The following is a 17956-nucleotide window of genomic DNA, read 5'->3' as shown; positions in this document are numbered from 1 at the left end:
ACTGAAAAGGTCGCGATTGATCGATCTCATCTCGGAAAGGAGCTCGTTACCGTTGCGTAATTCCCGCCTGTTGCTCACCCTGACAGTAGGACTTGCCGTCTCCAGTCTCGTCCTCACTGCCCCCTCTTCCCTTGCCTCCAAGAAGCCTTCCAAGACCCAAATAATGGATTGGATTAACAAGCAAGCCAAAAATCCAGTTGTTTCCGACAACTTTGATTTTCAACTCGTCAATCTCGATGATGACCCGGAACCAGAAATTGCCGCCAAGCATAACGGCAGTGTACATATCGGGAGTTTTTACGTTTTGGATCAAAAGCCTGATCGTACGTATGCCCTCATCGCGGAAGAGGAATGGAATCCACCGCGCCTGCAATTGGATCATTGGGACTATACGCGTGAAATAAATTCCCCCGCGATTGATAAGAACACTGAAGTTGAACCGCGTCTACTCGCAGAAAAACGAGTATTTGAAACCGTCCAGCATACTGGCGGATCAGGCATATCGGTCTACCAGGCGAATCTGTGGTATTTGGACAAAGGTCGTTTGGTCAAAGCATGGGAAGGACTGCTGCGGGAAACGGTTTCGGTGCCAGGTGGTCAACTTTTCCGGACGGTCGGCAGTTATCAAATCGTACATGATGACGAAGCAAAACCACTGCTCTACCACTGGCAAACGAAGCAGGAGCTAAACCCGGATACAGGTGAACTGCTGCCGGGCAAGCCTGAGACTACTTTGCAAATGTATCGTTGGGAAAATGGTGTTTTTGTTCCTTTGAATGTGGAAAAACCGTCTGGGCAATAGCCTGACGGTCTGTAATTCGATGTCCTCTATCGATTGTGGTGGGGGCGAAGCCCTGTCACATGTTCTCCAGTCGCCTTTTTACTCTCTTCGTTCGGGCGGTCTCCTTCCGAACATGTGACAGGTCTTCCCAACAGCTGTGTATCTGATTCGATGCTTTTACATCATTGTGAAAGTAGGACAAGGAGCTTCTTGAATTTACTCACAAGACGTTTAATAAAAAGTCGCGTAGGAAGAAGTGCATTTCCAGTCCAAGCGCCTCTGGAGCCCTACCCAGCGCAGAAATGAATGGCAGGGAATTTCAGCTTCACTTATGAGATCCTTCCTCGAAACTTCAACGTTTGAAGCGCTCCTGCCACTCATTTCGGAGCGGACAGTGAATCCCCCTTGCAGGGCGTAGGCTGAAGCGTTGACTGGAAATGCGCTTCTTCCCCACCACTACAGCTATATAATAAAAAAGCTGCCCTCCACGAATTAGGAGCGCAGCTTTTCCTCATTATTATCTTCTCAGCTTTTCATTTGTCGGTGACTTCAATGTCTGCAAGCACATGTAGCAGATGATCCCGAACAAAATGGTGATAATCATGGAATGAGTCAGCGTAGCGTACAGGTGAAGCTTGTAAATAATGACGAAGCCACCGCTGAACACCTGCGCGATGCAAAGAATAAAGCTCAGGATACTCGCACCGTATAAGTCACGCCGTTTTTCCTTGAAATGACGTATGCAGTAAATCATTGTCCCCAACAACAAGAATCCCAACACCATCGCAGCGATTCTGTGGGCAAAATGAATACCAGTCTGTCCGTACAACTCTGGGATAATCTGTCCCTGGCACAGCGGCCAGTCACTGCATGCCATACTTGAACCCGTATGTCTGACATACGCTCCGAGATAAACAACAGCGTACGTATAAGTAGCGACGAACCACATCCAGTTGCGGAAGCCTTTTGAGACGGTCGTTTTCACCAAGCTTTGCGTTTTTTCCCGCTGATAAACGAACACACTCAACAAGAACACGCCTGAATAAGCAAGCAAGGAGAATCCGAAGTGCAGAGCCAAAACAGATGAGGACTGTGGCCAAATGACGGCAGAAGCGCCGAGAATGGACTCCACTACGATGAAAAACAAACCAAAAATAGCGAGATTGCGAACTTCTTGGTTGCCTTTGTAATAGCGCCAGCAAAGTACAGAGAAAATCACGACAACAATACCGGCAACACCTGTAATCAGGCGATGAGAATATTCAATAATGGATGCCAACGTGTATTCCGGAACCCATTTTCCGTTGCACAGCGGCCAGTCATTTCCACAGCCGAGTGCTGAATCTGTCTTGGTAACAAGCGAACCGGCTACCATCACGATAAACATGATCAAGGTAGCAAGAAAAGCTAACGGCTTCAGCCATTTTTCCATAGTAATTCACCCTGTTTCTTGTGAGGATCAAACAACACCTCGTTCTATGTCCTCTTTTACGATAATGAAACATCCCCTGCTAAGCAAGGGATGTTCCGTGAACATTTAGTGAGTGTTTCGTGTCAATAATAGTTGACCATGGTACTAATGACAATCGCTGCACAAAACACGGTCAAATAAAGGATGGAATAGCCGAACAGTTTGCGTGCCCAAGCAAGATCATCCTTGGTTTTGAACCCCTGTAAAAGCAGAACCATGTACACAATCCCCATCACGCCCATGACAAGCAAATACACATAGCCTAGGCTAGCGTGGACGAACAGCAGCAAAGAAGCCGGGAACAACACCGAACCCCACAGCACCATTTGTCGCTTCGTCTCGGCAAAGCCTTTTACTACCGGTAGCATCGGCAGATTACCTGCACGGTATTCTTCTGTTTTCAGCATGGCCAACGCCAAAAAATGGGGTGGCTGCCACAAGAACAAGACCAGGAACAACAGCCAAGCCGTCATGTCCATGGTGCCTGTTACTGCTACCCACCCAATCACTGGAGGAGCTGCACCTGAAATACCACCAATCACCGTATTGAGAGTTGTTACTCTTTTCAGCGGCGTGTAAATCAAGACGTAAAAAATGTGACCGATTAATCCCCAAACCGCCGCCAAGGGATTCGCATATACAGCCAACACAGTAACCCCTGCCAACAGCAGGCCAATCCCTAAGAGGATCGCGTTACGTGCAGAAATTCTTCCTGTCGCTACCGCACGATTTTGCGTCCGCTTCATTTTTTTGTCCAGATCACGGTCGTAGAAATTATTTAAAGCCGCACCCGACATAATGACCAAAGCGGTTCCTAGCATGGTGAATAAAGCCAGTTTCCAGTTCGGATAACCGTAGGACGCTAACCATAAAGCAGCAAAAGTGGTCATCAAGTTTGACAGGGTAATACCAGGCTTCGTCAGTTGTACGTAATCCTGAAAGGTAGCTGGCCCTACCGGCTGTGTCTGCAAAGCAGCATCGGCATCAAGCGATTCCTGCATCGGCATTTGCTGGTCCACGTTTTGTACCTCCTGTTTCCTTCTATCTGAACATCCGAATCATGACTGGATAAACTAACTACATTGTATCCAATGCCCAAAAAACTACTAAAACGATTACTTACCAAAAATTACATCCAGCACGCCAGACGTCTCGCCACCCGGATAAATCCAGTACAGCAGCAAATAAACCGCCGCTCCTGTAATGGAAGTGATAAACCACACAATGGACGTCCAAGGACCGATCTTACGATGAGAAGCATAGTTTTTCGTGTAAGCGTATCTGAGTGTAATCAGACCCATCACACCACCGACTGTTGCCAGGATGATGTGGAAGAACAAGAACGTCTGATAGATTGGCTTAATGCTGTCTGGTCCGCCAAAATGCGTGTTTCCGACAAAGACCGTTCTGGATACATAAGTGATAAAGAAAATCGTGGCACAGATCGCAGCCCATTTCATAATCTTCATATGCTTTTCTACTTGCTTTTTCGCAATGGCGTACCAGCCAATCGCAACGAGAATTCCACTAATCACGATAAAAGCCGTACTTACCGTAGGCAATATGAGCCCCATTTTTTCACCTCATTCAACAAACGTTTCTGCTGTTCGCGCATATTTAAAAAGTCGGCTTTTCAGCACCGAAAGATTGATCCATCGGCATGTCGTCCTGCTTCTCTGCCTTGTACCAATGGTAGAAGACATAGGCCAGCACACAGCCGTAAACAAGCTCCTGTACCAGCTTCATAATGATTCCGCCAAGACGCTGATCGTTAAACGCGTCGAGGCTTTGGAATAGCTGTGGCGCAGCTATATACGTAGCGTACAGCGGTTCCGAAGCAAAAATAATCAGCGCACAGGCGGGCGTAATCAAGACACCGTTTGCAAAAACGTACGACAGTTTTTTCAATCCAGCCAGTTGTCGCTTGTTATCAGACAACGGACTCACAATCGGCCACCACATCGCAAATGCGGCAATCACGAGAATGACATGATAAAACGTCATCCACTCATGGTTAATCGCGACGGCATCAAAAATAAATGGAACATGGTAAAACGAAAACAGTGAGTTGAACAACAGCGCTGCCACTAACGGGTGTGTCAAAGAGTTTAGTATGAACTTCATCGCTTTCGGACGGAAAATCTTGGCCAAAAGCCATTCAGGCATTGCGAGAAGCATAAGCGGTGGCAGGGCAAAGTACAAGATCGATTGTTGGAGCATGTGCAAACTAAACATGTAATGATGGCCGTAATAACTGATAGGGCTTCCTTGTGCGGTGTAAAACAACACGATTGCCAACACAAAAAGTAATCTTTGCTTGCCAGTCGCCGGTGTAGCGTTTTCAAAACGTTTATGCATAGGACCGGTTACGAGAAAATAGACAGTAGTCACGAGTAACGACAAAAGCATCACATCCGGACTCCACAAATCTGAAAAGGTTGCGGTTCCGACAGCCGGTGACATCTCGTGCATTTGATGTTCATTTCCCATGTTTATATCCTCCCTTCCAAAATGTAAAATCTTGGACGATACCACTCTTGCTGGGCGTCGTCATATGTACATATTGCGTCAATATGAAATACCAATTTTTATCTATTAAATGTTGCCCTTGATCCAATCTCCATTATACCGTTGATTCCCTTTTTCTTTGTAGATAAAAATGAACAAAGTGTTGAACAAAACAATTCACAAAATTTACATAAAAAAAAACTCCTTATGAGTGGAGTCAGCATAGTGGAGGAGAAGAAAAAGCACAGTTCTCTTCGACTCTGACACGCCAGCATGTGGGATTGACTGGCCGTCTCCACTTCAAAAAGGGGACCGTCGAGCCAAAGCCACCCTACGGGCGGACGTTTCTCAAGGAAGAAGTGTTCGACAAGCGTGGTCCCCTTTTTGAAGTTCCGACTGGGTTGGCGGTGTCAAGGTCTACGAGCCCTGTGCTTTTTCTTCTCACCTGCTTTGTTTGTTCATCAGTACCTTTTAAAATCTTTCCTATATGAAAATAAAGAAGAGTCCAGATCTTGTCTGAACTCTTCTTCTCTTCCTATCTTACAGTCCAAAGGAAACGAACTTGGTTTCCAAATACTCATCCATTCCGTAGCGGCCACCTTCACGGCCGATTCCGCTTTCCTTGAATCCGCCAAACGGCGCTTGCGTCTGCGTAGGAGAACCATCATTGATCCCTACGATTCCGTATTCGAGGAGCTCAGCCATACGGAAGCAACGCTGATTATCGCGGGTATACACATAAGCAGCCAAGCCGTAACGTGTGTCGTTTGCCATCTGTACAACATCCGCTTCCTCTGTAAAACGCACGAGTGGAACGACTGGACCGAACGTTTCCTCAAAAGAGATTTTCATATCCGATGTAACGCCAGCAAGCAAGGTCGGTTCGCAATAGAAGCCCTTCGCATAATCACCTTCAACCAAACGATTTCCGCCGTATACCACTTGCCCGCCTTTGTCCTTGGCGTCCTCGATATGCTCGAGCACCTTGTTCAAGGCACGCTCGTTCACCAGTGGACCGATCTCTGTCTCTTTCTGGCGACCATCTCCTACCTTCGCACGCTTCAGACGCTCTACCAGCTTTTCTGTGAACGCATCTGCGACATCCTCGTGGACGTACAGACGGTTCGTGCAAATGCACATTTGACCGGAGTTACGGAATTTGCTCTCAAACAGACCTTTTACGGCTGCATCCAGATCGGCATCCGGGAATACGATGAACGGTGCGTGACCACCAAGCTCCATGCTGACGCGCTTTACTTGCTTCGCCGCGCCCTCCATCAGCAGCTTGCCGACACGAGTGGAGCCTGTAAATCCGATTTTGGAAAGCTTCGGATTGTCGATGAATTCTTTCCCAATCGATTCAGGATTTCCAATGACGAGGTTTACGACACCTTTTGGAAAACCAGCCTGCTCAATCAGCTCAAACATACGAATCGCAGACAGCGGCGTGCTTTCTGCTGGCTTTAAAACCACCGTGCAGCCCGCAGCCAATGCCGGAGCGATCTTGCGTGCAACCATGTTCACCGGGAAGTTCCACGGGGTAATCGCCCCAACCACCCCTACAGGCTGACGCAGCACCATGATTCGCTTGTTCGCAACGGAAGATGGAATCGTTTCTCCGTTGACACGCTTGGCTTCTTCTGCGTACCAAACGAAATTATCAGCGGCACCCAGAACTTCGCCTTTTGCCTCGCCCAAAGGCTTGCCCATTTCAGCAGAAATGATGCCCGCTAGTTCATCCCGATTGTTTTTCACCAGCTCGGACAAGTTGTACAAATATTTGGCGCGCTCGCGAGCAGTCAGTCGAGACCAGCTTGCAAATGCCTGATGAGCAGCGTCGATGGCCTTGTTGGCATCACGACCATCGCCGAAGGTTACTGTTCCAACTGTTTCGCCTGTAGCAGGATTCGTAATTTGAATGGACTCGCCACTCTCGGCATTCACCCATTCTCCATTAATAAACATTTGCTTGTACTCTCCCATGACATTCGCTCCTCTCAATCTCTCTCAATAGATTGGTTTTAGGGCCTCAAACGGATTTTTGCAGTGCCGGCAATACAAAATACTTCGACAAGCAGCAGGGCCAAACAAATTTTCCATTTGTGTATACGGGGAATCACAGTAGGGACATGCCACTTCCCATGTATCTCCCGGTTTGAAGTCAAGCGGTGGCGGCGCGATGCCAAAGCTTTTCAGCTTATCACGAGCATCCAAGGCGATACGATCAGATGTCCAGGCTGGATCATAGACGAACGCTACCTGAACCTGATTGATTCCTTCTACCTCCACCAGCTTTTCTGTGATGTTCTTCTTCATGATCTCGAGTGCCGGACAGCCGACAAAGGTAGGGAGCACCTCGACGTGTACGACGTCTGTCTCGACGCGCACTTTGTGAATCATCCCCATCTCTACCATGCTGATCACCGGAATTTCGGGATCTGTTACTTGCTGCAGCAGTTCCCAGCATGTCGCTTCAAGCCCTTCATGCAGTTGCAGTTCTTCTTGCGCCATGAGAGAATCACTCCTTTTTACCAGCCTGCAGCCGGATCAATGCGGTACACTTCAGACAAGGTAGCCAAAGCTTGCACCAGATCAGCAGTATGTTCACCGTGACGTCCGCGCTCTTGTGGCACTCCTGGCTCCCCCTGCCATTCGAGTCCTGCTTTTTCGAAAATGTCTTGGGTCAGTGTCAGCCATTTTTGTTTCAGTTGCTCTTCTTCTACAATCAGGCCAAATTGAACGATATCGACCTCGTTTGGTCCGAGATGAGGCAGCTCCCCTGCATCCTTCCAAACTTTTGCAATGGCTGCCTCCAGCCTCTGACGCGCATCAGGCGTACTGTTCGCCAGTTGCTTCAGCCAAACTTGCCAATGCATCAGATGATAGCGATGCTCTGTCATCATTTTGCGACTAACCAGCGCGAGTGGTGCGTATGACGACTGCGTAAGTGCCTCCAAGCGAACCTGCTTGTATAAGCCGTACACATAGCTGCGAACAATCGCATAAGCCCAATCGTAATGAGGATGATCGTTGTATTCGCCGTCGCCGTTTTTACGCTCTACCAAGATCGCATTGGAAAACGCCTTCGCCTCGCGCAGCTGTGCGAGATCATCTGCTTTGCCCACTCCTAGTTGCTCCAGCATTTCATAAAACATCACGGCATGGCCCATCATGTCCTGAGACATCGAAGAAAAGGCCACATCTTCTTCAATATGCGGAGCAAGCCCAAGCCATTCCGATCCGCGATACGCTAATATAAAATCGTCATCAGCAAGCTGGAACAACAGGTCGGTCAAGGCTGTTGCGAATGCCGGGTTTTGCTTTGCTGCTTCCACTGTTTCTACATGTAAACGGTCGCCCATGATTGTATCCCTCCTGCTTAACTGCCGTTGCCTGCATGCTTCTGTTTTTCTTCGTACTGCTCGCGATGGTGACGCCATCTCGACTGCAAATCGCCGTATCCTTTGGTCTCCCGATAGCTCTTGTTATCGAGTCTTTCCAGGAAAGGACGCTCCTCTGGCGGCAGTCCAAAAATGTCGTCGCGTTTGACTACCCACAAATTAAAACAAGGCTCGCGGCGCAGGAAATTCTCCCTCGCCATACTCAAAGCGACTTCTTTATTGGGTGCCAACAAACTGAACTGTTGGACGAACGGAGCATTTACGGTTTTTTGGCTGAATACTTCGTATATGAAAAAGTTTTCGTTGCTCATCCACATTCACCTACCCTACTTGTCGGCCGTACGACATAATTGCGTCGCGCACCCATTTGGTTTCCTCATAAGACATTACCCGAAGATTCAGACGGTGAGCAGAGCGTGGTCCGTTCCCCTTGACGATTTGCTTGAACTCTTCCCAGTCAGGCTGTTGGTAGACCCATTTGTCTTCTGCCTCGTCGAAGTAAATCGTATCGTCTGGAACTGTGAAGCCAAGGTGGAAAATACGCGGCAAATACTTTTTCAGGAATACTTGGCGCAATTCTTCATTGGTCTGTGTACGAATCTTGTAGCGCATGTTGGATTCCTGATTGCTCGTAATGTTGCCGTTTTCCGGCGGTCCGAAAAACATCAAGAGCGCTGGCCACCAACGATGGATAGCATCTTGCAGCATTTGGCGCTGTTCATCGGTGCCTTCTGCCAACTCCAAGACGATGCTCTCCCCATGTTGGGCGTGGAACTTTTCTTCCGCACAGATCCGATGCAGAGCACGGGCGTAAGGTGCATAAGATGTATCGAGGGACATCGATTGCGTAATGATAGCCGCGCCGTCAACCAGCCAGCCAATCACACCAGCATCAGCCCAGGTAGGCGCCTCCATGTGGAATACATTGTGAAATTTCAGTCTTTTTGTAAACAAATCATTCATGATATCCTCGCGCGTCTTGCCCAATGGCCCAAGCAAGTCTTCTACGACGCGAAGCAGCAATTGACCATGCCCCATCTCGTCCTGGACCTTCGCCATAATTGCCAGCTTTCTGCGCAGTGTCGGCGCCTTTGGTACCCATTCTTTTTCCGGCAAGGCACCCATGATCTCACTGATGCCATGCATCGAAATCAACTTGATCAACTGGTTGCGATAGTCGTCTGGCATCCAATCGTCTGCCTCTATTTTTTCCCCGCGTTCGATTCTCGCTAAAAACGCTTCCAACTTTTCGTTTTCAGTCAGATCGGCATGTTCGAGCCTCATTTGCATGGAGAACGCCCTCCTTTTATCAGATATGCATTATGTTAAAATTATAATACGTTTTTATAACGCAATAATAACATATCGTCATACGTTTTTGCAATACGCTTACATTGAGACTCTCCTATTCTCCGCGCCCAGTTATTTCTGCTGCCTTTTTTAATTGCTCGGCCATTTGCCGCAGCTCCTGCATGACTGCATCCAGCTCCTGTATTCGCGTTGACTGCTGCACGCTGTGATTCATCGTCTTCTCCATTTCGCCCGTTACCGTCCCGACGAGTGCATTCATTTCATCTAATAGCTGGAAAATACCTTTCGCTGAAGTAGCGGTCGTCTGGGAAAGCTGACGAATTTCCTCTGCGACCACGGAAAAGCCGCGACCAGCAGTACCTGCCCGTGCCGCTTCGAGGACGGCATTCAAGCCGAGTACATTGGATCGCGTCGAGATATTGCGGATCAATTCGTTGATTTGGGTCGTTTCTGCAATTTTCAGCTCTAATTGACCAGCTGCATCACTCAGCGTGTGGCTAGCTTGTGCCAAATTGTCCGCGTCCTTTGCCAGACTTTCTGTATGCTGTGCGATATTTTCCAGCGCGTCCGTCAAGTTTTGAGCCAAACCGAGCAAACGATCCTCTTGATCGGTCGTCACGCCTGTCGCCAAGCAACCAACTACACGCCCGTTTTCGACAAGCGGATAACCGACTGCGATATAAGGAATGCCGTAGAGCTCTTTGGAAATCTTCTTCACGACCCGCTTGCCCTCTTTTACCGCCGTTGCATTGATACTCCCCTGGCGCAATTCGTCTCCTACTCGAATCCCCAGGTTCAAGCCCTGTGCCGGATAATAGGCGAGAAACTTCTCTTTGTCGGTGACTCCTACCATACATTCAGACAAAAACGCCTTTTGTAAAATCGGTGCGACCATTAAGACGCTATTCAGCAATTGAGACATGCATGATCCTCCTACCCTTGTGATGAAAACAACGATTCCCCCCGCATTCTTCTTCACGACGCGGAGGGAACGAACTTCTTTCTCTTATTTAACGAGCTGGAATTTTCCATCCTTCACTTCAACCATGATCATGCTGTCTTCTGTCAGACCGTTATGATCATCAGCCGTGAACTTGAATTCTCCGGTTACCCCTACGTATTTCGCCTTTTCCAATACTTCGCCCAGTTTAGAGGTGTCGCCGCTTGCTTGCTTCAAGCCTTCCACGAGCAGATTCAAGCCGTCGTATCCGTATCCCGCGAAGCCGTCTGGCTGTGTATTGTAGGCAGCTTGATAACCATCCACGAATTTTTTGATGATGGCAGATTGCGGATCGTCTGCCGCTACTTGTTCGGGAATGAGCAGTTTTCCAGCTACCATCAGGACACCCTCACCTGCGTCTCCAATCAGTTCGAGAAATTTGCTATTCGCAGAGCCATGGCTGCTAATGATCGGAATAGTGAGGTTCAGTTGCTTGGCTTCCTTCACAATCGTGGCGGGTCCAGGATTCGTACCTGCCACAATCAGTGCCTGCGCATCCGTCCCTTTGATCTTGGTTAATTGGGAGCTCATGGACGGATCTTTTGTGCCGTACTTTTCCTCGGCTACAATCGTGATGCCGTATTCAGGCGCATATTTTTGCAATTGCGTGGTCCAGCCACTTCCGTATGGATTGCTGTCATTGAGCGTAGCAATTTTCGTAATGCCTTTTTCCTTCAAATATTTGAAAATGCGCTTCGTTCCGTGTACGTCCGTGTGCGGCGTTTTGTAGATGCCTGCACGAACTGGATTGGTGATTTGGTCTGCCGCTGCCATCGAGATCAGCGGGAGCTTTTCTGCTGCGGCATACTCAGCCATCCCGAGAGACGGACCACTGCCCGAGGAACCGAGTACAGCTACGACCTTTTCTTTCGAAGCGAGCTTTTTGATTGCTTTTACTGCTTCCGTATTGTCAGACTTGTCGTCTTCAAAAATGACTTCCAACGGTCGACCCTCTACTCCGCCAGCGCCGTTGATTTCTTTTACCAACAACTCTACCGCTTGCTTCTCTGGTACGCCGAGCGGACTGTTCGGACCAGTCAGCGAGAAAATAGCGCCGACCTTGATCGGGTCCTTGCTGGCGCCACCAGTGCCCGACTCTGCCGCTGGCGTAGCGCCGCCTCCACAGGCACTCAAGAAAACGAGCGAAGCGACTGCTGCTGGAAATAGCCATTTTTTGAATGTTCGTTTTTTCATGGGTGTACCCCCTCAAATGTATGTGTCTATCTTAGTCAAACTGCTATTGGCTACACTGCCTCGTGGGAGCTTCCCAAATAAGCAGATTGCACACGCGGGTCATTGCTAATCTCGTCTGCCTTCCCTTCCAGCATGACGGTTCCTGTACTGAGTACGTAAGCCCGGTCGGAAATAGCGAGCGCTGCGCGAGCATTTTGCTCGACCAACAGCACCGTGGTGCCCCACTCCGAACGAATCTCCTGCACAATCGTCAGGATTTCTTTGGCAATCAATGGAGCCAATCCTAGCGAAGGCTCGTCCAACAAAAGAAGCTGCGGTCGAGACAAGAGCGCTCTGCCAATGGCGAGCATCTGCTGTTGCCCCCCGGAAAGCGTTCCCCCGAGCTGCCATTTCCGCTCTGCCAAAATGGGAAAACGTTCATACACCGTCTCCATTTCTTTGGCAATTTCCTTTTTGCTCGTCTTGGGCATCCGATGCGAAGCACCCAGCCACAAATTGTCCTCTACGGTCAGCGTCGAAAAAATTTGTCTGCGCTCCGGTACATGCGCCATGCCCCGCGGTACTACCAGCTCCGCAGGAACACGTGTAATGTCCGCGTCACGAAACCAAATCTTGCCTTCCTTGTCGCTGTGCAGACCGCAAATACAGTTCAAAAGTGTCGTTTTACCTGCCCCATTTGCACCTAACAGAGAGACGATCTCGCCTTCGTTCACTTGTAAAGTAATCCCGTGCAACACTTCCACCGGACCGTAGCGAGCCGTGATGTTGTCTACTGTAAGGACTGCCTTCCCCATGTTTGTCCACCTCTTTCGCGCTTCATTCTGCACCCAGATACGCCGCAATCACTCGCGGGTTCTCCTGAATCTCACGCGGGGTTCCTTCTGCGATTTTTGATCCTTGATCCAATACAACGATGCGATCCGCAATCGTCATGATCATATCCATGTCATGCTCCACTAGTAAAATAGCCGTTCCGTTGTCACGAATCTCGCAAAACATGCGGCTCATCTCCGCCGTCTCGGTATGATTCAGACCCGCAGCAGGCTCATCCAACAAGAGCAGCCGTGGCTTGGCTACCATTGCGCGGGCAATCTCCATCAGCCGCAGTTTCCCGTATGGCAAGCTCCCAGCCAGCAAGGACGCTTCCTCTGCCAAGCCAACATTTTCTATCCACGTCTGTGCTTGCTCCTGCATCATCTTCTCTTCCTTGCGGGACTTTGCCAGATTCATGCCGCAGGAAAAGAGACTCGCGCTTGTCTTGGTATGCATGCCGACCATCACGTTTTCCAAGACGGTCATATCGTCAAAGGTTTGGAGGTTTTGAAAGGTTCGGGTGATGCCCAATCCGGCATATTTGTAGCCTTGCACACGTGTCAACGGCTGGCCGCTGAAGCGAATCTCTCCTTCCGAAGGCGGGATCACACCCGACACCATGTTGAGCACCGTGCTTTTTCCAGCGCCATTCGGACCGATCAGCGCGAGGATCTCTCCTTCTCGCACCTGAAAATCTACTTGATTCACTGCCCGCACGCCGCCAAAATCACGAGAGAGCTTTTGCACATCCAAAAGTGTTGTCATGTTGCAGCCTTCCTTTCCACCTGCTGCTTTCGTTGTGCGTTGTCAGCCATGGCCTTCGCCTTTTTCGCCTGCCCTTTTTCGAAAGCAACCCGGATACGCGGAACCAATCCTTCTGGCATGAACATAATGATCAGCACGAGAATCGCACCGAACACAATCGTATCCACATCCCCCTGCAAGCCCGGCACCACTTCACCCAAGAGGATCAGCCCTTCACTGATAAAGCCAATCAGGATGGTCCCAATCAAAGCGCCCCAGATGCTTGTCATCCCGCCGATGACGACCATCGTCAGAAACTTGATCGACTCGTGCAGTCCGAACGGCTGCGGATCAAGAATTCCCATGTAATGGGCATACAAGCCGCCGGAAATACCAGCGAACATGCCGCTTACTACAAAGGCATTCAGCTTGAACTTGCGGACATCAATTCCCATCGAGGTCGCGGCAATTTCACTTTTGTGAATCGCCCGAAACGCTCTGCCGACTCGTGAATTCAAGAGATTAAGTGAGAAGAGCAGCACACAGGTGACGACTCCCCAAATCAGAAAGTACATGGATAGCTCGCTTCCACCGAAGAAAGTCATCTGCGGAATGCTGATCATCCCGTTTGCTCCCCCTGTGACCGACTCCCATTCCGTAATCCCGATCTGGACGATGTAGCCAAATGCGAGAGTTGCCATCGCGAGGTAGTAGCCTTGCAGCCCCGCTATCGCCCGTCCGAGGATAAAGGCGAATAACCCTGGAACAACCGCAGCGGCGATAAGACCGACAAATGGCGGCAGACCGTACTTCGTCGTCAATACAGCCGACGTATAGGCGCCTATCCCCCAAAACGAGGCTTGCCCCAACGAAATTTGTCCGGCCAGCCCCATCACGAGACATAGCCCGATGGTTACAATTGCTTGAAGACCGATAATAATTCCGACAGATCGATAGTATTCATCTGGCATAACGAATGGGAAAAGAATCATCAAAAACAGGTAGATTCCTATGCTTTTGCCCCACTTATCGATGATCTGCTTCATCATAGCCCTCCTTTTCCAACGCTACGTTCTCCAAAGATGCCGGATGGCTTAATCAACAGCATGCCGATCAACACCAGAAAGGCGATCGCGTCCTTCATACCCGAGCTGATGTAACCAGCTCCTAGCGACTCGACGATCCCGAGTAAAAAGGCGGCTACGGCTGCACCCAATGGATTCCCCAGTCCGCCTAGAATGGCTGCGGAAAAACCTTTGATTCCGAGCAACACGCCTATATCGTAGGAGGTTACGGAAAGCGGCGCGATCACGACTCCTGCTATCGCTCCTGTCGCTCCACTGATGGCAAAGGCCAGCATACTCATCTTTGTCGGGCTGATCCCCATCAAGCGAGCTGCCATTGGGTTGACCGAACAGGCGTTAATTTTTTTGCCGAGAATCGTCTTGTCCATCAAGTACCAAAGTAGAAAAAGAATGATAAGAACAGCAGCCAAAATCCAGATACTTTGTTGCGCGATCATCACGCCGCCAATCGAGATCGGCTCATTGCTCGTAATCGGTTCGAGTGCAAACGCATCTTTTCCCCAAATAAAGCTGGCAATGCCGCGAATGAGTGTCGAAATCCCTATCGTCAAAATAATCAAACTAATTGGATTAGCCTTTTTGACGTAAGCGATTACATATTTCTGCATCAAAACACCGATCAAGGTGACCAGGAGGATCGCGAGCAATGCCGCCAACCCATATGGAAGATTCATGCCAATCAAGGCGACTGTGACCATTCCGCCCAGCATCAAAAATTCACCCTGTGCCAGATTAATGACCTTGCTTACGTTGTAAATCGTGATGAAACCAACCGCTACGATCGCGTAAATCCCGCCACTGACGAGGCCGTTTGCAACGTACTGTAGCAATTCCGTCATATTCGTGCTGTACCCCCTTTGTTTCGCGTCCACCAAACACACCCAAGTAAAACGCTTACATTTTAAATAATGGAAAATGAATTGAATGAAAAAGACCCTAGACTTGCTAGGGCCTTTCCTTCGCAGCTATCGCCTATGCGGATGGCGCAGCTTCATACACGGTCTCGAAGAATCGTACTGCCCCTGGATTCAATAACTGGTAGTAATTTTGGAACAACTGATCCGCCTCTTTGCCCAACCACAGCTCTGGCAACAATTCCTGCGGCAAATCAGGATCGATGAACAAGAACTTGCGGTACTGGTGGACGAGCTTTGTCTTTTCCACGAAGCAATGGCTGTCTAAAACCTCTTCCCCATTGCTGAGTTTTGCTGAAAGCTGCTCGTATTCACCTCGGTAGGCATCGATGAAGGCCTTGTATTTTTCATTGATTTCATCGATATCCCAGCATTTCTGCACGAGCTGCTTCGGATCGCTCCAGCCCATATGCTCTGATGTAAAAATCTCGACATACTCTGTAATCTCGTGGGCTTCCGTCAGGTCCTTCACGCGATCACTGAGGTTATTCGGGCTGATCCATGTGCTGGTCGTCAGCATCCCGAAGCCCATCCAGCCCAGCTCCTTGCGCAGTTGATCACGCAGCGCTCGACGCTCCTCTGGGATGTTGTAGCTGGCAATGCACCACTTGCCGTCCCACACATCTGTCTCGACCTTATAAATACGTGCCGCTGCTTCTTCCAGCCGCTTTTTGCCGCGCTCGGATACCGAGTAGAAGCTGCGGTTCCCTACTTTTCGCGATTCCAGCCAGCCTTGGCGAAGCATCCGGGAGATTGCTGCACGAACAGCCGGCTCCGACAGTCCGAATTCCCCCATCAGCTTGGTCAGACTACCAATCCAGATTTCGCTTCCATAATGGCGGACGTATTCCCCGTAAATTGTAAAAAGCATGGATTGTGGCTTCACGTTTCTTCTACCCCCAAATCGATTCATACCTATATGCTGTGTGAAATTGTACCATATTCTGTAGGAAGTGCGTGAATCGATCGAGAGTATATGACGATAAAATCGCATAACGTAATTTAAACGTAATTATAGTAAAACATTTTAAAAGAGTCAATTTATTCTGTCATATTTATGATTTCCCATTTACTTCCTGGTTGATCTCTGCTTGCAAGGCCTCAAATCGGTGCTTGATCTCGTCCTTTTTGAAGATGGCTTGGACGAACGTACCGAGTCCTACACGATTACGCGTAGTGTCTGCCGTAACCTCGCACACTACGCGTTTTTCGGTAACCTGCACGCAGGTAGCCCGGAACGTGACCGCTTGACCAATCACTGCTGGGCCGACATGCTTGATGTCTACAGCAAATCCCGAGCCCTCTTCATCAGCTTCCAGGTACGGTAAAATGACACGTCTTCCCGCCCATTCCATGTAATAAATCATGCTGACTGTCGACATCACGGGATGCACGACTTGGCCTTCAAAAACAGGCAGCATGTCCTTTGTCACTGTCACAGTAAATTCTTCCGTCGTACCTGGCTGCAGTCTATCTATCAAGAGTACCTGCCTCCCTATCTACCCAAGCTACACACGCTCGATAATCGTCGCAATTCCCTGTCCAACTCCAATGCACATCGCAGCCAGCCCGTAATGAGCATCACGACGCTCCATTTCATTCAGAAGAGTAGTAAGGATGCGCGCTCCGCTACACCCGAGAGGATGGCCCAAAGCAATTGCTCCGCCATTTACGTTGACCAGATCAGGGTTGACCCCCAGCTCACGTACGCTCGCCACTGCCTGCGCCGCAAAAGCCTCGTTGAATTCGAACAGATCAATCTGCGTAAGCGACAAGCCTGCCTGCTTCAGTACTTTGCGAGTAGCAGGTACAGGCCCAATTCCCATTACGGAAGGATCGACCCCTGCCACAGCGGATGCGACGATTCTTGCACGAGGCTTCAAGCCGGCTGCAAGAGCCGCTTCCTGTTCCATGATAAGCAGAGCGCAGGCTCCATCGTTTAGACCGCTGGAGTTTCCTGCTGTGACGCTGCCATCTGCTTGGAATGCTGGTTTCAGCTTTTGGAGCTGTTCGATGGTCGTCTCTGGACGTGCATGCTCATCGTGCTCAAACAGCGTAACCTCGCCTTTGCGCCCTTTCAGCTCAACGGGAACGATCTCCGCATCCCACTTTCCTTCTGCTAAGGCACGTGCGTAATTTTGCTGACTGCGCAAAGCAAACTCATCCTGCGCTTCACGGCTAATGCCATATTGCTCCGCTACCTTCTCCGCTGTTTCCCCCAAGCTGATCGGCGGATACATCTCTTTCATTTTTTCGTTAACCAATCGCCAGCCCAATGTCGTATCGACCAACTGCTGATTGCCGCGCTGAAAAGCCGTGCCTGGCTTCATCATCACCAGCGGAGAACGTGTCATGCTCTCTGTCCCGCCCGCGATATAGACATGACCTGCTCCGGCTTTGATTGCATTCGCGCTTTGGTTCACAGCCTCCAGACCTGAGCCGCACAGACGGTTCACTGTCACTCCCGGCACTTCGACAGGTAGCCCCGCCAACAGAAGTGACATACGCGCGACATTGCGGTTATCTTCCCCAGCCTGATTGGCACAACCCATGATGACATCATCAATCGTCTTCGGATCGATCGAGTTTCGTTCCAGTAGCTTTTGAATCACCAATGCGCCCAGGTCATCCGGGCGCACATCCTTCAACGCACCACCAATACGGCCGATTGGCGTGCGCACAGCATCTATGATGACAGGTGTACTCATTCTTCCACTCCTCCCATGCACAAGGG

19 protein-coding genes are annotated in these 17956 nt (G+C 49.7%); 1 reads left to right on the top strand and 18 read right to left on the bottom strand.

The annotated features are described in order from the left end of the window. Positions 1–52 precede the first annotated feature (52 nt). Entirely contained in the window at positions 53–802 is a 750-nt protein-coding gene (locus HPY27_RS25930) for a hypothetical protein (protein ID WP_174226327.1), read from the top strand. A gap of 496 nt (positions 803–1298) precedes the next feature. On the opposite strand, the gene HPY27_RS25925 is transcribed toward HPY27_RS25930, so the two are convergent. The 18 genes from HPY27_RS25925 to HPY27_RS25840 all read right to left on the bottom strand — a co-directional run bounded on the left by HPY27_RS25925 (position 1299) and on the right by HPY27_RS25840 (position 17930). Further along, a complete protein-coding gene (locus HPY27_RS25925) occupies positions 1299–2213 on the bottom strand; it encodes a COX15/CtaA family protein (protein ID WP_017251554.1) in 915 nt (304 codons plus the stop codon). A 122-nt stretch (positions 2214–2335) separates the two neighbouring features. Beyond that, positions 2336–3271: a heme o synthase gene (gene cyoE, locus HPY27_RS25920; RefSeq protein ID WP_017251555.1), complete on the bottom strand. Its 936-nt coding sequence runs from the start codon at positions 3269–3271 to the stop codon at positions 2336–2338. A 96-nt stretch (positions 3272–3367) separates the two neighbouring features. Then, the gene (locus HPY27_RS25915) at positions 3368–3826 is read right to left on the bottom strand and encodes a DUF420 domain-containing protein (RefSeq protein WP_174226326.1); all 459 of its coding nucleotides are present in this window, start codon (positions 3824–3826) and stop codon (positions 3368–3370) included. A gap of 43 nt (positions 3827–3869) precedes the next feature. Next, on the bottom strand, positions 3870–4742 hold the full coding sequence (locus tag HPY27_RS25910; RefSeq protein WP_017251557.1) for a cytochrome c oxidase assembly protein: 873 nt from the start codon (positions 4740–4742) through the stop codon (positions 3870–3872). 558 nt (positions 4743–5300) lie between these two features. Next, entirely contained in the window at positions 5301–6743 is a 1443-nt protein-coding gene (locus HPY27_RS25905) for an NAD-dependent succinate-semialdehyde dehydrogenase (RefSeq protein ID WP_017251558.1), read from the bottom strand. A 24-nt stretch (positions 6744–6767) separates the two neighbouring features. Continuing rightward, complete coding sequence (gene paaD, locus HPY27_RS25900) at positions 6768–7271, bottom strand: 1,2-phenylacetyl-CoA epoxidase subunit PaaD (RefSeq protein WP_017251559.1); 504 nt, start codon at positions 7269–7271, stop codon at positions 6768–6770. A gap of 17 nt (positions 7272–7288) precedes the next feature. Next, positions 7289–8122, bottom strand: coding sequence for a 1,2-phenylacetyl-CoA epoxidase subunit PaaC (gene paaC / locus HPY27_RS25895; RefSeq protein WP_174226325.1), 834 nt, complete (start codon positions 8120–8122; stop codon positions 7289–7291). 17 nt (positions 8123–8139) lie between these two features. Then, positions 8140–8472, bottom strand: coding sequence for a 1,2-phenylacetyl-CoA epoxidase subunit PaaB (gene paaB, locus HPY27_RS25890; protein WP_174226324.1), 333 nt, complete (start codon positions 8470–8472; stop codon positions 8140–8142). Positions 8473–8482: 10 nt separating this feature from the next. Further along, positions 8483–9451: a 1,2-phenylacetyl-CoA epoxidase subunit PaaA gene (gene paaA, locus HPY27_RS25885; protein ID WP_174226323.1), complete on the bottom strand. Its 969-nt coding sequence runs from the start codon at positions 9449–9451 to the stop codon at positions 8483–8485. A 115-nt stretch (positions 9452–9566) separates the two neighbouring features. Next, positions 9567–10394 (bottom strand): methyl-accepting chemotaxis protein, encoded by an 828-nt coding sequence (locus HPY27_RS25880; RefSeq protein WP_174226322.1) that lies wholly within the window; start codon positions 10392–10394, stop codon positions 9567–9569. 84 nt (positions 10395–10478) lie between these two features. Further along, on the bottom strand, positions 10479–11666 hold the full coding sequence (locus tag HPY27_RS25875; RefSeq protein ID WP_017251563.1) for an ABC transporter substrate-binding protein: 1188 nt from the start codon (positions 11664–11666) through the stop codon (positions 10479–10481). A gap of 50 nt (positions 11667–11716) precedes the next feature. After that, positions 11717–12460, bottom strand: coding sequence for an ABC transporter ATP-binding protein (locus HPY27_RS25870; protein ID WP_174226321.1), 744 nt, complete (start codon positions 12458–12460; stop codon positions 11717–11719). Between the two features lie 22 nt (positions 12461–12482). Beyond that, positions 12483–13244: an ABC transporter ATP-binding protein gene (locus tag HPY27_RS25865; protein ID WP_174226320.1), complete on the bottom strand. Its 762-nt coding sequence runs from the start codon at positions 13242–13244 to the stop codon at positions 12483–12485. Further along, the gene (locus HPY27_RS25860; protein ID WP_254612996.1) at positions 13241–14272 is read right to left on the bottom strand and encodes a branched-chain amino acid ABC transporter permease; all 1032 of its coding nucleotides are present in this window, start codon (positions 14270–14272) and stop codon (positions 13241–13243) included. Before HPY27_RS25860 ends, HPY27_RS25865 begins: the two co-directional genes overlap by 4 nt. Next, positions 14269–15147: a branched-chain amino acid ABC transporter permease gene (locus tag HPY27_RS25855; protein ID WP_174226319.1), complete on the bottom strand. Its 879-nt coding sequence runs from the start codon at positions 15145–15147 to the stop codon at positions 14269–14271. Before HPY27_RS25855 ends, HPY27_RS25860 begins: the two co-directional genes overlap by 4 nt. 133 nt (positions 15148–15280) lie before the next feature. Then, positions 15281–16108 (bottom strand): phenylacetic acid degradation operon negative regulatory protein PaaX, encoded by an 828-nt coding sequence (gene paaX, locus HPY27_RS25850; protein ID WP_174226318.1) that lies wholly within the window; start codon positions 16106–16108, stop codon positions 15281–15283. A gap of 169 nt (positions 16109–16277) precedes the next feature. After that, positions 16278–16703 (bottom strand): thioesterase family protein, encoded by a 426-nt coding sequence (locus HPY27_RS25845; protein WP_174226317.1) that lies wholly within the window; start codon positions 16701–16703, stop codon positions 16278–16280. 27 nt (positions 16704–16730) lie between these two features. Continuing rightward, positions 16731–17930, bottom strand: a complete 1200-nt coding sequence (locus HPY27_RS25840) for a thiolase family protein (RefSeq protein ID WP_017251570.1) — start codon at positions 17928–17930, stop codon at positions 16731–16733. Positions 17931–17956: the final 26 nt, after the last annotated feature.

Origin of the sequence: Brevibacillus sp. HB1.1, assembly GCF_013332445.1 — a bacterium.
GTDB lineage: Bacteria > Bacillota > Bacilli > Brevibacillales > Brevibacillaceae > Brevibacillus > Brevibacillus porteri.
Note: the sequence above shows the minus strand (reverse complement) of the source record. Positions and strands in the feature narration are given on the sequence as shown.